Origin of the sequence: Vandammella animalimorsus (assembly GCF_002285285.1) — a bacterium.
GTDB lineage: Bacteria > Pseudomonadota > Gammaproteobacteria > Burkholderiales > Burkholderiaceae_C > Lampropedia > Lampropedia animalimorsus.
Window position 1 is genome coordinate 117,312 of the sequence record NZ_NSJF01000001.1, and the last position, 21,066, is coordinate 138,377.

General features: G+C 64.8%; 18 protein-coding genes, 1 tRNA gene and 1 pseudogene. 12 read left to right on the plus strand and 8 right to left on the minus strand.

Features of this window, described 5'->3' with window-relative positions:
• The first annotated feature begins 46 nt into the window (after nt 1-46).
• The 4 genes and pseudogenes from CK620_RS00475 to CK620_RS13955 form a co-directional block, all read left to right on the plus strand.
• Nucleotides 47-120 (plus strand) — tRNA-Ile (locus tag CK620_RS00475).
• Nucleotides 121-610: 490 nt separating this feature from the next.
• Nucleotides 611-1,756 (plus strand): slipin family protein, encoded by a 1,146-nt coding sequence (locus tag CK620_RS00480; RefSeq protein ID WP_095548677.1) that lies wholly within the window; start codon nt 611-613, stop codon nt 1,754-1,756.
• Between the two features lie 339 nt (nt 1,757-2,095).
• Nucleotides 2,096-2,866 carry a hypothetical protein gene (locus CK620_RS00485; protein WP_095548678.1) on the plus strand — a complete coding sequence of 257 codons (771 nt, stop codon included), beginning with the start codon at nt 2,096-2,098 and terminating at the stop codon, nt 2,864-2,866.
• Between the two features lie 102 nt (nt 2,867-2,968).
• A pseudogene (locus CK620_RS13955) lies at nt 2,969-3,154 on the plus strand (IS481 family transposase); the annotation flags it as partial.
• 30 nt (nt 3,155-3,184) lie between these two features.
• Here the strand turns inward: CK620_RS13955 and CK620_RS00495 are convergent.
• Nucleotides 3,185-3,667, minus strand: a complete 483-nt coding sequence (locus tag CK620_RS00495) for a hypothetical protein (RefSeq protein WP_143325841.1) — start codon at nt 3,665-3,667, stop codon at nt 3,185-3,187.
• Nucleotides 3,668-3,850: 183 nt separating this feature from the next.
• Between CK620_RS00495 and CK620_RS00500 the strand changes: the two genes are divergently transcribed.
• From CK620_RS00500 to CK620_RS00530, 7 genes are all read left to right on the plus strand, one after another.
• Nucleotides 3,851-4,867 (plus strand): ribonuclease Z, encoded by a 1,017-nt coding sequence (locus tag CK620_RS00500; RefSeq protein WP_095548681.1) that lies wholly within the window; start codon nt 3,851-3,853, stop codon nt 4,865-4,867.
• Nucleotides 4,864-5,202, plus strand: a complete 339-nt coding sequence (locus tag CK620_RS00505; RefSeq protein ID WP_238945951.1) for a zinc-ribbon domain containing protein — start codon at nt 4,864-4,866, stop codon at nt 5,200-5,202. Before CK620_RS00500 ends, CK620_RS00505 begins: the two co-directional genes overlap by 4 nt.
• A gap of 65 nt (nt 5,203-5,267) precedes the next feature.
• Nucleotides 5,268-6,098: a hypothetical protein gene (locus CK620_RS00510; RefSeq protein WP_179290528.1), complete on the plus strand. Its 831-nt coding sequence runs from the start codon at nt 5,268-5,270 to the stop codon at nt 6,096-6,098.
• 276 nt (nt 6,099-6,374) lie between these two features.
• Nucleotides 6,375-7,319 (plus strand): ADP-ribosylglycohydrolase family protein, encoded by a 945-nt coding sequence (locus tag CK620_RS00515; protein ID WP_095548683.1) that lies wholly within the window; start codon nt 6,375-6,377, stop codon nt 7,317-7,319.
• A 321-nt stretch (nt 7,320-7,640) separates the two neighbouring features.
• Complete coding sequence (locus CK620_RS00520; protein ID WP_095543486.1) at nt 7,641-8,813, plus strand: RtcB family protein; 1,173 nt, start codon at nt 7,641-7,643, stop codon at nt 8,811-8,813.
• 208 nt (nt 8,814-9,021) lie between these two features.
• The gene (locus CK620_RS00525; protein WP_095548684.1) at nt 9,022-9,441 is read left to right on the plus strand and encodes a hypothetical protein; all 420 of its coding nucleotides are present in this window, start codon (nt 9,022-9,024) and stop codon (nt 9,439-9,441) included.
• 157 nt (nt 9,442-9,598) lie between these two features.
• The gene (locus CK620_RS00530; protein WP_172424363.1) at nt 9,599-11,002 is read left to right on the plus strand and encodes a hypothetical protein; all 1,404 of its coding nucleotides are present in this window, start codon (nt 9,599-9,601) and stop codon (nt 11,000-11,002) included.
• Nucleotides 11,003-11,159: 157 nt separating this feature from the next.
• Here the strand turns inward: CK620_RS00530 and CK620_RS00535 are convergent, their stop codons facing one another.
• The 6 genes from CK620_RS00535 to CK620_RS00555 all read right to left on the minus strand — a co-directional run bounded on the left by CK620_RS00535 (nt 11,160) and on the right by CK620_RS00555 (nt 16,832).
• Nucleotides 11,160-12,251 (minus strand): maleylacetate reductase, encoded by a 1,092-nt coding sequence (locus CK620_RS00535; protein WP_095548685.1) that lies wholly within the window; start codon nt 12,249-12,251, stop codon nt 11,160-11,162.
• Nucleotides 12,252-12,258: 7 nt separating this feature from the next.
• Nucleotides 12,259-13,248, minus strand: a complete 990-nt coding sequence (locus CK620_RS00540; RefSeq protein WP_095548686.1) for a tripartite tricarboxylate transporter substrate binding protein — start codon at nt 13,246-13,248, stop codon at nt 12,259-12,261.
• An 11-nt stretch (nt 13,249-13,259) separates the two neighbouring features.
• A complete protein-coding gene (locus CK620_RS00545; RefSeq protein WP_095549054.1) occupies nt 13,260-14,723 on the minus strand; it encodes an aldehyde dehydrogenase family protein in 1,464 nt (487 codons plus the stop codon).
• 321 nt (nt 14,724-15,044) lie between these two features.
• A complete protein-coding gene (locus tag CK620_RS14170) occupies nt 15,045-15,200 on the minus strand; it encodes a hypothetical protein (protein ID WP_238945952.1) in 156 nt (51 codons plus the stop codon).
• Entirely contained in the window at nt 15,197-15,991 is a 795-nt protein-coding gene (locus CK620_RS00550; protein ID WP_238945953.1) for a LysR family transcriptional regulator, read from the minus strand. Before CK620_RS00550 ends, CK620_RS14170 begins: the two co-directional genes overlap by 4 nt.
• A 298-nt stretch (nt 15,992-16,289) precedes the next feature.
• Nucleotides 16,290-16,832, minus strand: a complete 543-nt coding sequence (locus CK620_RS00555; protein ID WP_095548687.1) for a bacteriohemerythrin — start codon at nt 16,830-16,832, stop codon at nt 16,290-16,292.
• 343 nt (nt 16,833-17,175) lie between these two features.
• On the opposite strand from CK620_RS00555, the gene CK620_RS00560 reads away from it, so the two are divergent.
• The gene (locus tag CK620_RS00560) at nt 17,176-18,387 is read left to right on the plus strand and encodes an MFS transporter (protein ID WP_179290529.1); all 1,212 of its coding nucleotides are present in this window, start codon (nt 17,176-17,178) and stop codon (nt 18,385-18,387) included.
• Nucleotides 18,388-18,469: 82 nt separating this feature from the next.
• Here CK620_RS00560 and CK620_RS00565 read toward each other — a convergent pair whose 3' ends face one another.
• Nucleotides 18,470-20,920: a TonB-dependent siderophore receptor gene (locus tag CK620_RS00565; protein ID WP_179290530.1), complete on the minus strand. Its 2,451-nt coding sequence runs from the start codon at nt 20,918-20,920 to the stop codon at nt 18,470-18,472.
• Nucleotides 20,921-21,066 lie beyond the last annotated feature (146 nt).

Consider the following 21,066-nt stretch of genomic DNA (forward strand, 5'->3'; position numbering starts at 1 on the left):
TTGGGGCCACCTTCGTGTCCGGTTCGACTCCGGGCATGCCTCCACTGGTAGCTCAGTTGGATAGAGCAACGTGCTGATAACACGTGTGTCGCGGGTTCGACTCCCGCCCATCCTTCCCCAGCCGTAAGGCTGGCTACAAGTGAAACGGTCGCAAGACCACCCGCCGAACCGTGGCAGGCCGGGCAGGGCAGGGCCTTTGGGGCTTGAACTGCACCGGCCAGCCACACGCCCTGGCGGCTTTGCGCTGGCGGCGTCCGGTTACGTGCTTACACGCAACCGGGCGCAGGCCGCGAGGCCGCGGCGGCATGGCCAGCCGGGCCGGATGCGCGTGTTTTTTCGCGCCATCCCACCCCGGCCCGCCATGCCCCGCCCCCGCGCCACGCCAGCCCGTCGTTAGAGCCTGTGCAGCGTCTCGGCGCGAGTGGGCAAGAAGCGGTTTGGGATGGGCTGCAAGGCGCAAAACGCAGCCGGGCCGGTTGGCCCGGCGAGGCTTTGCAACGCAGCAGATCGCCCAAATCCGCTTCATGGCCCGCCGTGCAGAGACGTTGAACAGGCTCTCGGGCGAGGTTCGGCACCTTTTGATGTTGTTGTTGTGAGAGAGAAGAAAACCATGAAAACCTACGGCTTCAAGACTTTCCAGGTGAACAAGAACGAGCGCGGCCTGCTGCTGCGCGGCGGCGACTTCGCGCGCGTGCTGGGCCCCGGCAAGCACCGCATCTGGGCCTTGGGCGAGGCGCTGCAAGTGCAGCGCTTCGGGCAGGACGCGCCCGCCTTCACCCACCCGCTGGCCGACTACCTGATGGCGCACGAGCCCGAGGTGCTGGCCCAGCACTTCGTGCGCGCCGAGCTGGGCGAATCAGAAGTGGGCCTGCGCTACGAGGACGGCCTGCTGGCCGAAGTGCTGCCGCCCGGCACCCGCCGCCTGTACTGGAAGCACCTGCACGAAGTGCGCGTGGAGGTGCTGCCGTTGCCGGCTGACGCCCGCATCGCGCCCGAGCTGGCCGCGCGCCTGCAACAACTGGCCGAGCGCCGCGACCCGGCCAGCCTGGCCGGCGGCGTGCTGCTGACGCAGGTGCCGCAGTTCCACACCGGCCTGCTGTGGCTGGACGGCCAGTTGCAGGCCGCGCTGGCGCCCGGCGTGCACGGCTTCTGGCGCTTTGGCCGCAGCCTGGCGGTGGAGGTGGTGGACCTGCGCGCCCAAACCGCCGAGGTCGCCGGGCAGGACATCCTCACCCGCGACAAGGTCGGCCTGCGCCTGAACCTGGCCGCCGTGTGGCGCTATGCCGATGTGCAGGCCGCCTTCGCGCAGCTGCCCAAGCCGGCCGAGCACGTCTACCGCGAGCTGCAATTCGCGCTGCGCGCCGCCGTTGGCCAGCGCACGCTCGATGCGCTGCTGGACGACAAGGCCGCCATCGACAGCGCCGTGCTCCAAGCCGTGCGCGCCAAGCTGGCCGGCTGCGGCATCGCGCTGGAGAGCGTGGGCGTCAAGGACATCATCCTGCCCGGCGAGATGCGCAGCATCCTGGCGCAAGTGGTGGAGGCCGAGAAGGCCGCCCAGGCCAACGTCATCCGCCGCCGCGAGGAAACGGCGGCCACGCGCTCGCTGCTCAACACCGCCAAGGTCATGGAAGACAACCCCGTGGCCCTGCGCATGAAAGAGCTGGAAACCCTGGAGCGCGTGGCCGAGCGCATCGACAAGATCTCCGTCGTGGGCGGGCTGGATCAGGTCTTGAACGGGCTGGTCAAGTTGCGTTGAAGGGAGGTTGAACGTTGAACGTTCGGCGTTCAACCTGCCCGGACAGTTTTTTTGACACACACAGGATTTCAGGGCGCGCTGGCACAGAAGGGAGCGCCACTGCCAAAAATGTTTGTGAACAACCGGCAGTCCGGGTAACACCGGGTGCGGCAGGCAAGTTGGTTGGCGAGCAAGGTTGAGGATGCAGGTGCTGGCTCCGATGACGGGTCTGTCACTGGCGCGCGTTTCCAATCGCCGACTGGGCCAGTGGATTCGAACACCCTGGTTGCCGCACTGATGCGGGTTCGAATCCCGTCGCGTCCACCAACATCCACAAGAAAAACACCATGAGACACACCCATGAAAAGCGCACGAAAACCCAAGCGCACCACCGCGCCAGACTGGACGCCACAGGCCATGGGACTGGCAGAAAACAAATACCAGGCAGCCTTGCGCTACCTGTTCGACCGCCCCGTGCCTGCCCGGCATGGGCAAGAGTGGTACTGGAACTGGGATGGAACGGAGGCCCCGTTCGACGCCACCCCGCTGGAGTGGACGCGCATCCAGACGGTGCTGTTTGCCAACGCGGGGCGCGACTTGGCGCCCTACAGCGACGAGCAAGTCGGCATGGGCCTGCACCATGTCATGAGCAACGATGCGGGCGATATTCCACTGGCCGCCATCGACCCCAGCGTACCGCTGGCCGAAGCCATGCGCATGATGCAGGCCTTCCCCAGGCTCTGGCAGGACTGCATCGGCCCGCGCCTGGCGCATGCGCGCACCGCCATCGGCCATGAGCCAGGGCGGCTGGGCTTTGTCTGCTACATGTGGTTCGACGTCTGGCCTACTTTCTACCTGGCCAGGCAGCGGTTCGAGAACCTGTCCGCGGTCTCGGCGCGAGAGGGCAAGGTATGGCGCGATGCGATGTGGCACGTGCTCTCGGCCATGCTGGACGTGCCTTGTCGCGCCGTGCAAATCGCCGCCTTGCATGGACTGGGGCATGAGGGAGAGCATCTGCAACGCGAGCGGGAAATCCATGCGCGCATCGACGGCTTCATTCAATCACTGCGCGGCCAGGATCAGGAACTGGCCGACTACGCCCGCGCCGCCCGGCAAGGCAGGGTGCAGTGAGCATTCATCAATACCGGAGCAAAGTGATGCCCTATATTTGTCGCATCCCGGACGATTGCATGGGCAAAAAGCGCTATCCGCTATTCATTGCTTGTAATGAGCCAGCGCTTCAACAGCGCCCAAGACCTGCAACAAACGCTGCTGCGCTACGTGGCCTTGTACAACCACCAACTGCCACAGTCTGTCCTCAAGGGTCAAACGCCCATGCAGACCATGAAACTATGGTATCGAGAGCGGCCTGATCTGTTCAATATGCGCCCATATGATCGGGCGGGATTTGACACCTAGGGTCTGTTCACACCGTTTCCGACCAGAAACTCACTCCAAATCGATCAAATACACCCCAGACTCCACCAAAATACCCGAGAAGGCACGGTCAACTTTTCGGATGGTGCAGTGCCTCATTAAAACTTGCGTGCCGTCAGTCGACTTCTTTTCTTCTTGCCCAAGCACCTTATTGTTCAATGATATCTGATTGAGTGGGGATTCCGAGCAGCGAATGCGCTCATCCAGCGCACTGTTCCAAACCCCCATCTGCACGGATCTCAACAAATCACTGCCCGATTGAAATCCAAACATCAATGCGGCATCCCCGCCATTCACCTTGTAGCACAGCTCATAATATGGAACTTCATACAGGTTTTTGGATTCCTGTGCGGCCCCAAAAATTTTCTCCACCTCAGCACGGGTGGTTTTATTCAAAACCAATGATTTGTCATTGACTTTGACTTCCTGAACGCATTCCTGTGATGCAAATACCATTGAAGAGAAAAACCCCAAAAAAACAATCAGTACCCTCATCGAACTACCTCCAATAAGTCACCGCTTCTGAGTCGGTCGCGCACCTCGCGCGGCATGATGATGCATCCTTCAGAAGCATCATTGGCTCGGTTGTCCCCATGAATTTGAAAGGCTCCGAGGCCACCGGCAAATCGCCCACTTGGGCAAACCCACCTGAACTCGCCTGTATTCCGCATTTTCACCATGCTCCGCCTCACCTTCCTCGGCACCTCCTCTGGCCTGCCCACGCGCTGGCGCAATGTGTCGGCCCTGGCCGTGCAAGCGCCCTTGGCCGGGCCAGGCTGGTATTTGGTGGACTGCGGCGAAGGCACGCAGCAGCAATTGCTGCGCACGCCGCTGGCCCTGCGCGATTTGGCTGGCGTGTGCATCAGCCACGTGCATGGCGACCACTGCCTGGGCCTGCCCGGCCTGTTGGCCAGCGCGGGCATGCACGGGCGCAGCCAGCCTTTGATGCTGGTGGCCCCGCTGCCGGTGTGGCAGTGGTGGCAGGCCACGCAGCAATGCACGGGCACGCACCTGCCCTATCCGGTGCACTTCATACCGGTGGAAAGCCTGCGCGCGCAGCCGCTGGATCTTCCCAGCGCTTCCGGCCAGGCGCAAGCCCATGTGCAAACCTATGTGCAATTGCGCCTGAGCACGTACGCGCAGCGCCACCGCGTGCCCAGCCACGCCTTCCGCTTTGATTTGCACCAGCAGCTGCGCCAGATCGACGCGCCCACCCTGCGCGCGGCGGGCCTGCCGCCCGGCCCCGCCTGGGGCCAGCTGCAAGCGGGGCAAGACGTGTGGCATGCTGGCCGCACCCTGCGCAGCGCAGACTTTGTGCGCACCCACACCCGCCGCCTGGCTGCCGTGATGGGCGGCGACAACGCCGAGGCGAGTGTGCTGCGCGCCGCCTGCCAAGGCGCGGCCCTGCTGGTGCATGAGGCCACCTACAGCCGCGCCGCGCTGGACAAGGTTGGCCCTGCCTACATGCACAGCGCCGCGCACGACGTGGCCGCCTTTGCCCAGTCGGCGGGGCTGCCTGGCCTCATCCTCACCCACTTCAGCGCCCGCCACCACAGCGACGCGCAGCAAGCCCTGCTGATGCAGGAAGTGCAGGCCGCCTACCAGGGCGCGGCCTTTCTGGCACGGGACTTTGACGTGTTCACCCTGGACTTTGACGGGGCCTTGCGCCACATCCCATCGGGGGCTCACGCATGAAAAGCAGCAACAAGCAAAGGCGCGCCCAGCAGCAACAGCAACGGCTGGCGCGCACGCAAGACTGGCCAACGCGCAAGAGGCCCGCGCCCTCATCGCCCAAGCCGCGTGCCAGGGCGAGGGTGTGGCACTGGTCGACCAGGCCGTGCTGGCCCAGCACAACAACGCCACCTTTCTGCCCGGCTACTACATCGACCAACCCTTTCACCTGCTGCCGCTGCGGCGCGCAAGAGGTGTGGACCGCCAAGCAGCAAAAGTGGTGGTACGAAGTGGCGCACGGCCCCATCTACAGCGGCGCCAAGCATTGCCGTGCCTGCCGCGACTGCGCGTATTGGTAATTTGCAGCGTTAAGCGGTGAAAGTAGCGGCAAGAAGCGCACAGTAAAGAAACAGCCATGAACACCATGTCTTCCGCCTTGGCGGCTGCCATTGAACACGCCTACCGTGTTTTCAGCGCCTGCCCGCCGCCTGCTGGGCCGCTGGATGTGTGCATGCCCTGTTGCGTGGAGCCCGAGATGGAAGAACAACTGCGTCGCCTGCCGTTGCGCCAGCTCACGCCCAAGCACCTTTATGAATACAACAACTCGGCCAAAAACGATGTGCAGAGCATCGCCGAGGTGGGCTATTTCCTGCCCCGTTTGCTGGAGCTGATTGCGCAAGGTAAAGAATTGCATCACAGCACCGAGCTGTATCTGGACCGCCTGGGCCGCTGCCCGGCGGACAGCCTCAGCCCCGAGCAATGGCAGGCCGTGCAAGCGGTGGCACAGGCGTTGTTTGCCGATTGCCTGGCCCGCTATCCGTGGGAGCGCGGCGGGCCTTGGAACGGCTACACGCTGGTTGACGTGCTGCTCATGCTCCACATCGGCGGGCTTGACATCCAGCCTTTGCTGGATCTTTGGCTGCGCACCGACACGCCCCAAGCCACGCTGCATTACGCCAACGCGGCCTGGTTCGACTACTGGCTGGATGGATGCGTCAGCAACGCGTTTACCAAGGATCGGCCCGACTACATCACCTGCGTGGATGGGTGGATGCGCCATGAAGCGCATCGCCTGATTTTTATGCAACGTCTGTTGGCGCTGGAGACGACGCGCATCCCGCATTTCGACCGATGGGAATGCGGTTGCCGATTCACGCCCGCACAAGTCATCCAGAACTGCATCGACGCCATGCGTCTGGATAGACCCGAAAGCGCTCGCCAACAGCGATCGAGCGATGAAAGGAGAAACCCATGAAAAACCAAGAAAACCTGAATGCCGAAACCATCCAGCAAGAGGGCAGGCGCTTCGTCTGAGCGCGACCATTGCCGATTGCCCTGAAGCGCTCGCCTTGGTCCGGTGAAGTTTGCTATCGCTTCAATCACCGTGGGCAAGACCTCCAGCCCTTGCTGCACAAGCTGGTGGAGCACGCTTCAATTCAGAGCATCAACCCCGTTCTGATTCGCAGAAGCCAGCAATTGCACGCCCCCGGCGCCAGTGCATCAAGACTTTCAAGCCATCAAAACAAGCGTTATGACCATATCTGCCGACATCATTCCCTCCACCGATACCGTGCGCGGCGTTTTGCTGGGCCTTGCCTTGGGCGACACGTTGGGAGCGCCGTATGAGGGCGGACTGCTGGCGCGCGGCCTGTGGGCGCTGCTGGGCCGCACACCCGAGGGCCTGCGCCGCTTTACCGACGACACGCAAATGAGCCTGGATTTGGCCGAATCCTTGCTGGCCTGTGGCGGCCTGAATCAGGACGATCTGGCGCAGCGCTTTGCCCGCAGCTACCAGTGGCGGCGCGGCTATGGGCCTGGCGCAGCCAAGGTGCTGCGCCGCATCCGCGCGGGCCAATCTTGGCGGCAGGCCAACCGCAGCGTTCACCCCCAGGGCTCATGGGGCAATGGCGCAGCCATGCGCGCGCCCGTGCTGGCGCTGTGGCCTTTTGTCACCGAGCAGGCGCTGGCGCAGGCTGCACGCCAGTCGGCGCAAGTGACCCATGCCCACCCGCAGGGCATGGCGGGTGCGGTGCTGCTGGCCCTGGCGACCCGCGCCCTCATGACGCCTGGCACCAACGCTGACGCCGTGTTGACTGCCGCCCGCGGCGCCCTGTCGGATGCTGAAGCAGAAGCATTCGATCCCGCCTTGCGCACCGCTTCAGCCTGGCTGGCCCAGGGCGATGCGCCCACCCCGCGCCAGGTGGCGCGCATGCTGGGTCACGGCATCACGGCCCGCACCTCTTGTGTGACTGCGCTGTACCTGGCGCTGCGCCACCTTGAGCAGCCTTTCGAGGCGCTGATCCGCTTTGCCACGGCCTGCCGGGGCGACACCGACACCATTGCTGCCATGGCCGGCGCGCTGTGGGGCGCCCGGCGCGGCGCCCAGGCCCTGCCCACGCTGCGGCTGGAGCAGCAAGGCCGCCTGGAAGATGTCGCTGGGCGCTTGCAGCGCTGCTGGCTGGATGCTGCGGCTTGAATGAATCATTGGCGGCAGAGCGCCGCATCGACGAACCATCGCACGCCCGAAGCGGGCCTGCCAACGGCACGCACCCTGCAAAGACGGTTGCACCCACCTGATCCACACACAACAACAAAATCACCCATGCGCACCGAACAAAGCACCGCGAACATGACCGCCGCCGATGACGCCGCCGCTGTCCGTCTCGCCCGCCGCCTGGCCACCGCGCAATCGCGCCATGCGCCTGCTGAAGAAAAGCCGCAGCCCGAGATCGTGGAAATCCGGGGCGAGCACGGCAGCCATCTGCACGTGCAGCAAGGCAGCGCCGCGCCCATCAAGATGTGGACGCAGGGCGTGCCGGTGGAGGACGAGGCGCGCCAGCAATTGCAAAACGTTGCCAGCCTGCCCATCGTGTTCAAGCATGTGGCGGTGATGCCCGATGTGCACTACGGCATTGGGGCAACCATCGGCTCGGTCATTCCCACCGTGCGCGCCATCATCCCCGCCGCCGTGGGCGTGGACATCGGCTGCGGCATGATGGCCTGCAAAACCACGCTGACCGCTAGCGACCTGCCCGACAACCTCGGCCCCTTGCGCGCGGCCATCGAAAAAGCCGTGCCGCACGGCATGACGCCCAAAAAATACGGCCGCGACAAGGGCGGCTGGGAAACCCCGCCCGAGGAAACCGACGCTGCCTGGGCGCGGCTGGTGGATGAGTTCAACGCCATCTGCGACAAGCACCCGCGCATGCGCAACACCAACAACCACAAGCACCTGGGCACGCTGGGCGGCGGCAACCACTTCATCGAAATCTGCCTGGACGAAGCGCAAAGCGTGTGGATCATGCTGCACAGCGGCTCGCGCGGCGTGGGCAACGCCATTGGCACCCACTTCATCGAGCTGGCCAAGAAAGATGCCGAGCTGCACCAGCGCAACCTGCCCGATGCCAATCTGGCCTACTTCGAGGAAGGCGCGCAGTACTTTGGCGACTACGTGCAGGCCGTGGGCTGGGCGCAAAAGTTTGCCGCCGCCAACCGCGAGGTGATGATGACGCGCGTCATCCACGCGCTGCGCCAAGTCATCGCCAAGCCCTTCGACACGCACGTGGAAGCCGTGAACTGCCACCACAACTACGTGCAGAAAGAAACGCACTTCGGGCAAGACGTGTTCGTCACCCGCAAGGGCGCGGTCAATGCCGAAAAAGGGCGGCTGGGCATCATCCCGGGGAGCATGGGCGCCAAAAGCTATATCGTGCGCGGCAAGGGCAACCCTGACAGCTTCAACAGCTGCAGCCACGGCGCAGGCCGCACCATGAGCCGCACCCAGGCCAAAAAGCAATTCACCGTGGCCGACCAGATCGCCGCCACCGCCGGGGTGGAATGCCGCAAGGACGAGGCCGTGATTGACGAAATCCCGATGGCCTACAAGGACATCGACGCGGTGATGGCCGCCCAGCGCGACCTGGTGGACGTGGTGCACACGCTCAAGCAGGTGTTGTGCGTGAAGGGGTGAGGAGGCAGCAGCCCCCGGCTACTGCCTTTGCCATCCGCTTGTGCGGGCAATGCCGATTTTCAGATCGGATCCCGAGCGGGTGAAAATGTCACATGTTTTGGGTTTGCGCAATCATGATGGTTTTTGTACGGCAACCTGAATGCTTTAGCAGCCTGCCAATGGAATAAAGCCTGCGCAAGTGAAAAATTAGGATTTTTAATCAATCGCCATGATTGCCATTGAATTCGAGTCGCCAGAGGTGGAGCGCTGCAGCTGCTGCAATGAAGTCATTACCCGTTTGACACGTTTTGTGTACCAGGATCATGATGCCTTTGCGTATTACTATGCCTTGCTGGAGCAGCACGCAAACCCCAAGGTAGCCATGTGCCTTGTCGTGCTCTTGGAATGGGGCGAGAAAAATGATGAAATCATCGGGAAAACAGGCTTTCCGCTACGCATCTGGCAAGGTGAAAGCGGTTTCAATGCCATGCTTCTTGATGCGTCGGAATCCCCCTGGAAAGATATTCAAAATATTCAAATATTGAATAGAAATGAGAGTCTGCAACACCCCCAAAAAAGCGATGTCTTTCACATCGTGGATCATATGGTGGGGGAGGATCAAGAAATTTTGGCTTATTTCAAGGCTTGAGCACTGCGTTGTGTCATTGCATTAAAAAGGTGTTTCGCAAGGTCTATTGATCGCCATGCCGAAATTTTCATGGTTTAAGGATTTTCCTCGATCCACCCAGGCGCGTGCCCGGGCTTTTGCCCAATGGATGCGCGCCGCGCTTTGCCCGCAATCCCCCGTGCCAGCCGAGCGCCACAGTTTGTTGACCGAACTGCTCAGCCCCGATGGGCGGGTGCGCGAACGCGCCCTGAAGCGCATCACGCCAGGCAATGCCGATGCCGCCATCTGGCAAGCCGTGCTGCTGCGCCTGAACGACTGGGCGCCGCAAGTGCGCGCTGCCGCTTGGCAGGCCTTGCAGCGCTTGCTGCCGCAATGGGACTTTGCCACCGCGCTGCAGGCCTTGCCCGCCTTGCGGGCGCTGGAGCGCGGCCAGCGCGCGCACCACGGCGATGCGCTGGAGCTGGTGCGCCACAGCCTGCGCAAAAACCTGCAAGACATGGATGCTGCCCAGCGCCAGCCATTGCATGTCTTGGTGCGGCGCGGCGCGCCTGCGCAGGCCGTGTTTTGCTTTGATGCGCTGCTCGACTGGGCGCTGCATGCGCCGGGCGCCCAAGCCCTGGCCCAGGTGCTGGCCCCGGTGCTGGCCAGTGGGCTGGCCGCGCGCCAGCCGGCCATCACCCGCCGCGCCGTGCAATGGGTGCACAAGCTGCCCAGCCCTGAGCTGCGGCAAAGCCTGTATGAGCAAGCCCTGCGCACGCCCCATATCCGCACCCGTTTGAGCGCGTTGCGCGCATTGAGCCTCACGCTGAGGGCCGCGCACGGCAGCGCCGCCGCGCCAAGCCTGGGCAGCGGGCAAGCCCTCTGGCCCAATTGGTTGCAAGCGGCCCTGCTCGATGCCAGCCCCAGCGTGCGTTATCTGGCGATTCAATTGTGCGGCGGCCCCGGCGAAGATCTGCTGGCCCATGCCACGGCCACTTTGCACAGGCCCGATGCCCTGCCGCGCCAGCGCGCCGCTGCGCTGGGTTTGTTGGCCGATCTGGCCCTGCCGCAAGGCCGCCCGCTGGCGCTGGCCGCGTTGGATGATGCGTCGGTTCGTGTGCGCTGCGCCGCCTACGCTGCGGCCTACCGCCTGCAAGCGCAAGCGGCCGACGCGCTCACCCTGCGCGCGCTGCAAGACCCTGCGCGCGCCGTTTTCCGCGTCGCCCGGCTGCACACCGAGCGCAGCGGCAACGCGCCCACGTTGGAGATGCTCAAACCACACATGCGCGGCGAAAGCGCCGAGCACTGGCTGCGCCTGCTGAAGCTGAGCCGCCTGGGCGATGCGTGGAACCACTGCATCGTGCTGCTGAGCGTGCCCCGCGCTGCGTTGGGCGATGAGGCCTGCGCTGCGCGCCTCTTCCAGCCCTTGGCTGCGCGGTGGCTGGCGGTGGTGAGCCTGCATTGCTTCGTGCAGCCCACCGATGCGCAGCGCCAGCGCATCCGCGCGCTGCTGCCTGTTGCGCCCCTGCCGCAGCTGTTTGGCAGGGCCAAGCTGTTTGCTTTGGAGACAGTGGTCAAAGACCTGCAGCTGGACAGGCCCTGATCAGGCGGTTCAAAGCCACTGCACGGCAAGCAAGAAAGCGGGGTGGGGCGGGCTGCAGCGGCGTCGCAAAGCATTGCCGAGCCAATGGTTTGACTGTGTGTTGATGCTGGCGCTCCGCCCCAATCGCTGGCTGCCCATTCGCATCGCAATTCAGGCTTCAGTCGATGGCGCTGGGGGCCTGGCCAGCATGGGCGCGCTGCAGCAGGGCGCGCAGTGCGTGGCGCGCTTCAGGGCCTACGGGGCGCGGGTTCCAGTAGGGGTTGGCGACGGCCAGGTCTGCGGCGCGCTCCAGGTCTTGCTCGCGCATGCCGATGTCTTGCAAGGCCGTTGGCGCTCCGTTCTCGCGCGCCAATTGCTGCAGCCCTTGGGCGGCTGCGAGTGGGTCATCGGCCTCAATGCCCAGGGCGCGCGCGATTTTGCGCATGGCCTGTGGGGCAGCGGCTGCGTTGTAGGCGATGGCATGGGGCAGCACGACGGTATGCACTGGGGCATGCGGCAGGTTGAAGCTCCCGCCCAGGGTGTGGCAGAGCTTGTGGTGGATGGCCATGCCTACGCTGCCGAGTACGGAGCCGCACAGCCAGGCGCCATACAGGGCCTGGGCGCGTGCATCGAGGTGTGCCGGGTTTTGGCGCAACTGGGGCAGCGCTGCTGCAATGGCCCGGATGCCTTCTTCGGCCATGAGGCTGGTGACGGGGTTGCCGTCCTGGGCGTAAAGCCCTTCAGCCGCATGGGCGATGGCGTTGATGCCGCTGGTGACGCTCAAGTCAATTGGCAAGCCCACTGTCAGCTCGGGGTCGTAGATCACGGTTTGGGGCAGCACGCGGCGGTCGCGCCCGGTCTTCTTCACGCCGTTTTCGGTGATGCCCCAGATGGGCGTCATCTCGCTGCCGGCATAGGTGGTCGGGATGGCGATGATGGGCAGTGCGCTTTCCAGGGCGATGGCTTTGCCCAGGCCGGTGGTGGAGCCGCCGCCAATGGCCACGGCGCAGTCGGCGTTGAGGCGCTGGGCTTCCTGGCGCGCGGCGCGTGCCGTTTCGATGGGCACATGCATGACGGCCTTGGCAAATACGCCAGCGGCGCGCTGGCCCAGCAGGCTGGCTGCGCGCTCGGCCATGTGCGCTTGCTCCGGGGTGGACAGCACCAGCGCCCTTTGCAGGCCCAGGCGCTCGATCTCTTCGGGCAATGTGGCCAGCGCCCCTGCGCGGAAGACGACGCGGGTGGGCGCAGGCTCATGGATGAAGGACAGCATGGCGCGTTCACTCCAGCGAGAGGTTGCGTTCGCTGATCAGGCGCTGCCACTTGGCGTATTCGTCCGAGAGCGCCTGGGCGAATTGCGCCGGGGTATTGGCGATGGGCTGCAAGCCTTGCTCGGCAAGGCGCGCCTTGACGTCGGCGTTGTTGAGCGCGGCAGTCACCTCGGTGTGCAAGCGATCAATGATCGCACTGGGCGTGCCGGCAGGCGCCAACATGCCAACCCAGGATTCGACATGGAAATCCGGGTAACCGCTCTCGGCGACGGTAGGCACATCTCGGTAGGCATCGACGCGTTTGGCGCCCGTCTGCGCGAGCGCGCGCAGCTTGCCGGCGCGCACATGCGGCTGTGCGAGCACGGCCGAGAGGAACATCATTTGCACCTGTCCACCCAGCAGATCCTGTTGGGCCGGCCCACCGCCCTTGTAGGGGATGTGCGCCACGTCGATCCCGGCCACGCTCTTGAACCATTCGGCCGTCAGGTGATTGCTGCTGCCCGCGCCCACCGAGGCGTAATTGAGCGTGCCAGGCTTGGCCTTGGCCAGGGCGATCAGCTCTTGCAAGTTGTTGGCGGGCACGGAGGGGTTGACCACCAGCACGAGCGGGTTGCTGGCCATCTGCGTCACCGGCACCAGATCCTTGCGACTGTCGAAACCCAGGTTCGGATAGACCAGCGGGTAGGTGGTGAAGGCATCAAACACCATCCCCACCGTGTAGCCGTCGGGAGCGGAGCGTGCGACCTCGCGCACGCCCACGGTTCCGCCTGCGCCGGCGCGGTTGTCGATCAGCACCGTTTGGCCCAGTGCCGCTTGCAGGCGCGGCTGCAGCAGGCGCGCGACGCCATCGACCGTCCCGCCGGGCGGGAAAGGCACGACGATGCGAACGGTTTTTTGGGGCCATGCCGGCGGTGCGGCCAAGGCCGTGTTGGCGGCCAAGGCCAAGGCAGTGGCTGCCAGAAGCAGTTTGCGGCGCTGGGATGAGGCCAGAGTGTTCATAGCATGCTCCTTCAACGTGGATACCAGGGGGCAATCTGTGCGTCGACGTTCACCCACACGCTTTTGACCTGGGTGTACTCGTGCATGGCGTCAAATCCCATTTCCCGGCCGTAGCCGCTTTGGCCGTAACCGCCAAAGGGCGAGCCTGGGTTGACGCGCTTGTAGCTGTTGATCCAGACCATGCCGGCGTACAAGTCGCGTGCAAAGCGGTGCGCGCGCTGCAGCTGGCTTGTCCATAGCCCGCTGCCCAGGCCGTAGTCCGTGCTGTTGGCAATTTCGAGCGCCTCTTCATCCGTGCGGAAGGTCAGCACGGTGACAAAGGGGCCAAAAACTTCTTCCTGGGCAATGCGATCGCGCAAGGACTTCGCGCGCATCACGGTGGGCTCGACGTAGCAGCCCGCGCCCAGGCTGCCGGTTGGGGCGCGGCCACCTGTGAGCACCTGGCCGCCTTCCTGAAGCCCCACATCCACATAGCTGAGCACGCGATCGCGGTGTGTGGCGCTGGTCAGCGGGCCCATCTCCGTTTGCGGGTCCAGCGGATTGCCAAGGCGTATCGAGCGCGCCAAGGCGATGAACTTCTCCAGAAATTCATCGGCAATCTTCTCGTGCAGGATCAGCCTCGAGCCCGCAATGCATGCCTGGCCCTGGTTGTGGAAGATGGCCCAGGCGCTGCCGTTGACGGCCGCGTTCAGATTGGCATCTTCAAAGACGATGTTGGGCCCTTTGCCGCCCAGCTCCAGCTGCACTTTCTTCAGGTTGCCGGCGCTGGCCTGCACGATCTTGCGGCCAGTGGCGGTGCTGCCCGTGAATGCCACTTTGGCAATGCCCGGGTGCTGCGCGATCGCCTCGCCAGCCTCGTGCCCCAGGCCTGGCAACATGTTGACCACCCCATCGGGCATGCCCGCCTCAGACATCAGCTCGGCGATCTTCAGCGAGCTCAGCGGCGTGACCTCTGCCGGCTTCATGACGATGCAGTTGCCCGCTGCCAGGGCCGGCGCCATTTTCCAGCTGGTGAACATCAGCGGGAAATTCCAGGGCACGACCTGCCCGACGATGCCCAGCGGCTCGCGCAGCGTGTAATTCAGAAAGCCCGCTTCAACGGGAATCGTCTCGCCCTGAAACTTGTCTGCCATCCCCCCGAAATATCGGTAGCAGGCGGCCGTGCGTGGCACATCCAGCGCGCGCGAGTCGCGAATCGGGTGGCCTGTGTCGAGTGACTCTAGCCTGGCCAGCTCCTCGGCATTGGCCTCGATCAGGTCGGCCAGGCGCAGCAGAATGCGGCCGCGGTCTGCCGCAGGCATGCGGCTCCATTGGGGGTAGGCCGCCTGGGCTGCCGCAACGGCGCGGTCAACGTCCTCGGCATCGGCCATGGCCACATCGGCAATGGGCGTGTTGTCGTGCGGATTCAGCGTCGGCAGCGTTTTGCCCGACGCCGCATCGACAAAGCGGCCATTGATGAACAATTGGTGCCTGATGGCTTGCTTCAGGCCAGCGGCCGCAGCCACGTCTGCGGTGCTCTTGGTCATGCTTTCGTCTCCTTTCGTCCCAGAGCAAAAGAGCTCTTGATGCGTTGGACTGTAGGAGGCAGGCAGTCTTTGCAGAAGCCAGCAAAGCAAGGTCAGATTGTTCTTTTCTATCGAACAATCATGCGGGTTTTCCCTGTGACTGACCTGCAAAAACACCGTGCAGGGAAACGCGACTGGGGGCTGGGATGGAACGCGGGCGCGATGCAGGGCCTGCACGAATCCGCAGATGCATGCGCCTCAGCGATGCATTCGGGCCGTGCATCACATGCTCTAGGCTTCAATGATTTCCTCAGGGATGATTCCAGAGGCCAGAAGCTGGGCATCCCAGGATGGCAAGTGCGGGAATCTTGCCGTGACGTAGTCGAGAAACAGCTTCAGTTTGACGGCATTGCGCGAGGTGGGCGAGAACACCGCCGCCAGGGTCAAGGGCTTAACAGGTCATGGGGCAGCACAATCTTCAGCCGCCCATCGAGCAGGGCGGGCCAGGCCACGAAAGTGGGCAGGCAGACAATGGCCGAGTGCTCCAGCGCAAAGTTGTAGAGCAGGTGCACGCTGTTGGTCAGCAGCGCCGGGGCAATGGTCAATGTGCGCTCTTGCCCATTGCGATAGAACGCCCATTTGTCGCGGCTGGCGTATCGGGAGTAATACGCGATGCGGTGCTGGTGCAGATCCTGGGGCTCCTGCGGGGCGCCGTGCTGGGCCAGGTACTTGGGCGTGGCGCAGAAGAAGCGCCGTATCGGAAAGAGCGGCCGGCTGACCAGATCCAGGGAAGTGACGGGGTGGATTTGCATGGCGCAGTCCACGCCGGACTTGACCAAATCAATCAGCTCGTCACCAACGCCCAAATCAATGTGTATGCCAGGGTAGGCCTGCTGGAAGTCGCTGATGACAGGGGCGAAATGGCCTTGCACAAAACCCGTTGCAGCGTGGATTTTCAGCGTGCCTTGAGGGTTGTCGTACACATCGCGCATCTGGTCGATCAGCTCGTTGGCCTTGGCCACCAGCTCGGTGCATTCGCCAAGAAAGGCATGCCCGATCTGCGTCAACTGCACATTGCGTGTGCTGCGAAAGAACAAAGGCGCGCCGACGTGCGCCTCCAGTTGCTGGATTCGCGTGGTAACGACTGAGCGGGCCACGCGCAGCTGCCGGGCCGCTTCGGTGAAGTTCCGCGTCGCGGCAACGCGGACAAATGTCTCGATGTTCTGTAGCCGATCCATACGCGCTTTCTGAGAACTTGTTCCAAATCTCGGCGCGAGTGGGCAAGAAGCCAATTGCGGTGGGCAGCAAGGCGCAAAACACAGCCGTAGCCGTGACTGTTGGCTGTGGCGAAGTTTTGCAGTGCAGCAGGGCGCCCAACCCCATGCTCTTGCCCGCCCCGTGCAGAGATTTTGAACTGGTTCTGAGAGCCTGCCCGCGATCTTTGCACGGGCGCATGGCGGGCATGGGGCCCCAAGTGAGCAGCACAGCTCTCAGCGCGGCAGGTGCTGCCTGCCCAGGGCCGGGGTAGAGGCTGCGCTACAGCCCCAGAACGCGCGCCAGCCAGCTTTTGCGTGGCGCGGCTTCGGCGGCGGCAAAGGCTTCCCCGGCGGCCTCCAGATCCTGCTCCGCCTCCAAAGGCTGCGTGGGCAATTGCGTGGCGGGCTGCTGATCTCCCAGCAATCTGCGCTGATAGGCTTGCACGGCCTCCACATAGCCGTGGTCCTCATTGCGCACGTGGTTGAAAAGCCAGCGCGAGAGCATGTCGTGCAGCTCTGCGCTCACATCCTCGCCGCTGTCAAAGCGCCGTTGCATTTCAGTCACCTTGCGAGTGAACAGTTCATGCACTTTTTTGTGCGGCCCGGTGAAGATGTAGCCCGCCTCCTCGATCAGGGCCTCTTCAAAGGCGAAGTGCGAGATGGTGTAGTCCACCATTTCTGCAATCACCTCGCCCAGGCGCTGGCGGTCGTGCGTTTGCCGCGCTTCGTGCAGCATGTTGATGTATTCGACGATGCGCCGATGCTGCCTGTCGATTTCGACAATGCCGGTATCCATGTCCGGCGTCCACTGAAGAATGCTCATGGCGATGGTCTGATCGTGAAAATGTGAAGACGCTCACGCTGGTGAATGCGGTTGCCGAGGGCTTGTTGAGATGGAGTGCTGCGGCGGTGTTTTTGGTCAGAAAACCGCAACTGCTGGGCTTTCGCCTTGTGCATAGTGTGAACAGGCCCTAGCTTCATGCGGGGCATTCTCTTACATTTTTTTGACGATTGGTCGATGGCATAGTGCCGTGCAGGGAGACCGCTTGGCATGCCGGGCCCTTCCCTTTGGCCCTCCTTTGGGCCTTGTCCTGCGCCGCCAGCGCCTGCCCCAGCGCTGGCCTTGAGCGTTTGCAGAAGCGGGCATTGCCGCACAATCGCCTGCCATGACTGCAGCCGCCCATCGCCCAACCGTTTGCCCGCCGCCCGTATTGGACACCGCCACCTTGGTGCTGATGGCTTGCGCCTGCGGCCTGTGCGCAGGGGCCAATTACTTCAACCAGCCGCTGCTGCACTCCATGGCATTGGGCTTGAACATCAGTGATGCCTCGGCCGCCCTGACGGTGACGCTGGCCCAGCTGTCCTATGCCGCAGGGCTGTTGCTGCTCGTGCCCCTGGGCGACATGCTTGAGCGACGCCGCCTGGTGGTGGGCCTGATGCTGCTGGCCGCAGCGGGCATGTTGATCAGCGCCTTGGCGGGCAGCTTTGTGCAGCTGGCGCTTGGCACTGTGATGACGGGCCTGTTCTCCGTTGCCGCCCAGGTGCTGGTGCCCATGGCGGCCAGCTTTGCTGCGCCAGGCGCGGGCGGGCGGGCCGTCGGGCTGGTCATGAGCGGCTTGCTCGTGGGCATTCTGGCTGCACGCAGCGTGGCAGGCCTGCTCTCGGACTGGGGCGGCTGGCAAGCCGTGTACTGGGCAGGGGCGGCTGCGACCGCCGCCATGGCCTGGCTGCTTTGGCGCAAGCTGCCGCTCGCGCATCCGGCGCAGCGCATGCGTTACGCCGCCGTCATGGCCTCATTGCTGGCCCTGCTGCGCCAGCAGCCGCGCCTGCGCAGCCGGGCCTTGATTGGCGGCCTGGGCTTTGCCGCAGTCAGCACCTTGTTCTCCACCATGGCCTTGCTGTTGGCTGGCCCTGGCTACGGCTTCAGTGACGCACAAATTGGCCTGATCGGCCTGGCAGGCATTGCCGGCGCACTCATGGCCAATCTGGCCGGGCGGCTGGCCGATCGCGGCCTGGTGCTGCGCACCACGCAGGCTGGCGCTTGGCTCATGCTGGCTGGCTGGGCCGTGCTGTCGCAGGGCGGCGCCAATCTGTGGTGCTTTCTGGCAGGCCTGCTGATGGTGGACGCCGCACTGCAGGCGTTGCACATCAGCAACCAGAACGTGATCTATGCGCTGGCGCCCCAGGCGCGTTCGCGCGTCAACGCCATTTACATGACGGGCTACTTCATGGGCGCATCGCTGGGCTCGGCCCTGGGCTCTTATGCCTGGCTGCGCTGGGGCTGGGCAGGCGCCAGCGCCACAGGCCTGGCACTGGGCCTGGTTACGCTGGCTGCGGTGGCCTGGGATCGCGCCCTGGGGCGACAGACCATGGCATGACGCCAAGCCACGCATGGCCAGTGCGGGGCGTCTGGCCATGCTGCCCGCGCGCCACGATGGGCCGAGATCGGGCGCCTGTACTTCAGAAGCGGTACTTCAGGCTGGCCGTCACCGTGCGCGGCGTGCCGGGGTAGTAGCCCCAACCGTAGCTGGCGGCGTAGCGCTTGTTGGTCAGGTTGCTGAAGTTCAGCGCCGCCTGCCAGGGGCCGCGCTCGTAGCGCAGCGCGGCGTCCAGCAGGGTGTGGGCGGGCATGGCGATTTGGTTGTCGCTGTAGGCGTAGCGGCTGCCGGTGTGGCGCAGCCCGAGGCCGGCGCTCAGGCCTGGCGCGGCGGCAAAGCGGTAGTCCACCCAGGCTGAAGCCAGCACGCGGGGCACGTTGTCCACGCGGTTGCCCTGGTCGCCATCCTCGCTGCGAGCGATCTTCACGTCCTGCACGGTGAGCTGGGCAGTGAGCTTGAGCTGGCGCGTGAGCGCGCCCTTGGCTTCCAGCTCCAGCCCGCGCGAGCGGATTTCGCCGGTCTGGCGCTGAAAGCCGTAGTGCTGCGGATCGGTGGTCAGCACATTGGTCTTGCGCAGGTCGAACACGGCGGCGGTGAGCAGCAGCTCGCGCCCGCTGGGCTGCCACTTCAGGCCCAGCTCCCACTGCTGGCCGCGCGTGGGCTTGAACAGCGCGCCGTGGGCGTCGGCGCCGCTTTCGGGCAGGAAGGAGGTGGCGTAGCTCAGGTAAGGCGCCCAGCCGCTGGGCCAGACATGGCCCAGCGCCACTCGGCCGGAGAAGGCGCCGTTTTTCTCGCGCGTTTGCGAGCCGTCCAGACGGTTGTCCAAGCGCGTGCGCACGCGGTCATAGCGCCCGCCCAGCGTCAGCCGCCAGGGGCCGTGCTGCATCTGGTCTTGCACGTACAGGCCGATCTGGCGCTGGCGCGTTTGCTCGTCGGTATTGACTGTGGTGGGCGGCGGCACGGGGCGACTGTATTGCGGCTGCGGTGGCAAAAAGATGTTCAGGCTGTCGGCCGGATCGTCGCGATTGACGCTGGCAAAGCGCGATGCATGAGCGTCCAGCCCCAAAGCCAGCGTGTGGCGCACGCGGCCGCTGTGCCACTGGCCTTGCAGCTGCGTGTCCAGCGCGGTGTGGCGCATTCGGTTGTCGTTTTCATAGGCGGTTTGCGCCAGCTCGCCCGTTTGCGGGTCGGCCGGGCCTTCGCCATACAACCAGCCGCCATGAAAACGGTGGCTGCCGCTCACGAAGCGCTGCTGGATCGACCAGCCAGCGTGCAGGCGGTGGCTGAACTGGTAGCCCCATTCGCCTTGCCGGGTATTGCCGAAGCTGAAGTTCGGATTGCTGTTCGACCAACCGCTGGGCGACTGACGGTCGGCGCCCAGAAACTGCGTTTCCTGATCCGCCCCCTGCTTGCGGAACCAGCGGCCATGCAGCGTCAGCGTGGTGTCGGCATTGGGCGTCCAGGTCAATGAAGGGGCCAGCACATGGCCACGGTAAGTCTGCCGACCATGGCCGGGAATGGCGAAGAAATGCCGGTTGTGGTTGGCCGCGGCCACCACGCGCCAGTGCAGGCTGCGCTGCGCATCCAGGGCGCCGCCCACGTCCACGCCCAGCGCCTTGCGGTGGCTGCCCAGCTCGGCCTGCACCTGCCGCTCCGCTTCCGGCCCGGCCTGCTTGGTGATGACGTTGATGACGCCGCCCGCATCACCCAGGCCATACAGCGCCGAGCTGGGGCCGCGCAGCGCCTCGAAGCGCTCCACCTCGAACGGGTCCGTCAGCCGCGAGACATAGCCTGACGAAGGCGCGCGCAAACCGTTGACGTAGGTGGAAGCATTGGCATTGAAACCGCGCAGGCTGATCCAGTTGTAATGCGCGCCATTGCCATACGACTCCACCTGCACGCCGGCCGTATAACGGCCGATTTCCATCAAGTTGGTGGCGCCCCGGTCCTCGATCTCCTCGGCGCCGACCACGCTGACGGACTGCGGCGTCTCCAAGAGCGGCGTGTCCGTCTTGGTGGCCGTGGCGCTGCGGCGCGCGGCGTAGCCCAGCACCGGGCCGGTGGCGGTTTCGGGCGCGGCCTGCACGGTGACGGCGGGCAGGGTCTGGGCACCGCCCGCGCTGCTTGCGGCGGCAGCTTGCGCAGGGGTCGGGGCGGGCTGGATCGTCCAGGTCTGGCCCTGCTGGCGCGCTTGCAGGCCGGTGCCGCGCAGCATTTGCGCCAGCGCCGCGGCCACGCCAGGCGCGCCTTGCACGGCGGCGGCCTGTTTGCCCGCCACCAGCTCAGGTGCGTAGGCCAGCGATGCGCCGCTGCGCTGCGCCAGCGCGGCCAGGCTGTGCGCCAGCGGTTGGGCGGGCAGGTGGATGGCAGCAGCCGCTTGCGCAGGCGCGCTCGGTTGCGGGGCGCTTGGCGCAGTGGCTGGGGCCGTGGCCGGGTTGGTTGTTTGGGCCTGGGCTGCAGGCCAGGCGGCCAAGGTGCAGGCCAGCGCGGCTGCGGTGGCGGCGGCGCGGGGGCGGAACGGGGCAGCAAGCATGGTGGTGTCGTCCTTCGTCAAATGGGCAATGGGCGCGCGTGCGCGCGGCGAGGGAGCGGGTTGGGTTTGTGTTCTCGGCCTCGGCACGGTTGGAGCAGCGGGCGAATGGGGTGGCCTGCCGCTTGGCATGCCTTGCCCCAGCGGCT

What these genes read in the sequence shown, in the direction of transcription:
- CK620_RS00510 (WP_179290528.1), top strand. Translation starts at nt 5,268, where the DNA reads ATGTCTTCCGCCTTGGCGGCTGCCATTGAACACGCCTACCGTGTTTTC.
- CK620_RS00480 (WP_095548677.1), top strand. Translation starts at nt 611, where the DNA reads ATGAAAACCTACGGCTTCAAGACTTTCCAGGTGAACAAGAACGAGCGC.
- CK620_RS00525 (WP_095548684.1), top strand. Translation starts at nt 9,022, where the DNA reads ATGATTGCCATTGAATTCGAGTCGCCAGAGGTGGAGCGCTGCAGCTGC.
- CK620_RS00565 (WP_179290530.1), bottom strand. Translation starts at nt 20,920, where the DNA reads ATGCTTGCTGCCCCGTTCCGCCCCCGCGCCGCCGCCACCGCAGCCGCG.
- CK620_RS00500 (WP_095548681.1), top strand. Translation starts at nt 3,851, where the DNA reads ATGCTCCGCCTCACCTTCCTCGGCACCTCCTCTGGCCTGCCCACGCGC.
- CK620_RS00535 (WP_095548685.1), bottom strand. Translation starts at nt 12,251, where the DNA reads ATGCTGTCCTTCATCCATGAGCCTGCGCCCACCCGCGTCGTCTTCCGC.
- CK620_RS00540 (WP_095548686.1), bottom strand. Translation starts at nt 13,248, where the DNA reads ATGAACACTCTGGCCTCATCCCAGCGCCGCAAACTGCTTCTGGCAGCC.
- CK620_RS00520 (WP_095543486.1), top strand. Translation starts at nt 7,641, where the DNA reads ATGTGGACGCAGGGCGTGCCGGTGGAGGACGAGGCGCGCCAGCAATTG.
- CK620_RS00550 (WP_238945953.1), bottom strand. Translation starts at nt 15,991, where the DNA reads ATGGATCGGCTACAGAACATCGAGACATTTGTCCGCGTTGCCGCGACG.
- CK620_RS00555 (WP_095548687.1), bottom strand. Translation starts at nt 16,832, where the DNA reads ATGAGCATTCTTCAGTGGACGCCGGACATGGATACCGGCATTGTCGAA.
- CK620_RS00515 (WP_095548683.1), top strand. Translation starts at nt 6,375, where the DNA reads ATGACCATATCTGCCGACATCATTCCCTCCACCGATACCGTGCGCGGC.
- CK620_RS00495 (WP_143325841.1), bottom strand. Translation starts at nt 3,667, where the DNA reads ATGAGGGTACTGATTGTTTTTTTGGGGTTTTTCTCTTCAATGGTATTT.
- CK620_RS00485 (WP_095548678.1), top strand. Translation starts at nt 2,096, where the DNA reads ATGAAAAGCGCACGAAAACCCAAGCGCACCACCGCGCCAGACTGGACG.
- CK620_RS00505 (WP_238945951.1), top strand. Translation starts at nt 4,864, where the DNA reads ATGAAAAGCAGCAACAAGCAAAGGCGCGCCCAGCAGCAACAGCAACGG.
- CK620_RS00560 (WP_179290529.1), top strand. Translation starts at nt 17,176, where the DNA reads ATGACTGCAGCCGCCCATCGCCCAACCGTTTGCCCGCCGCCCGTATTG.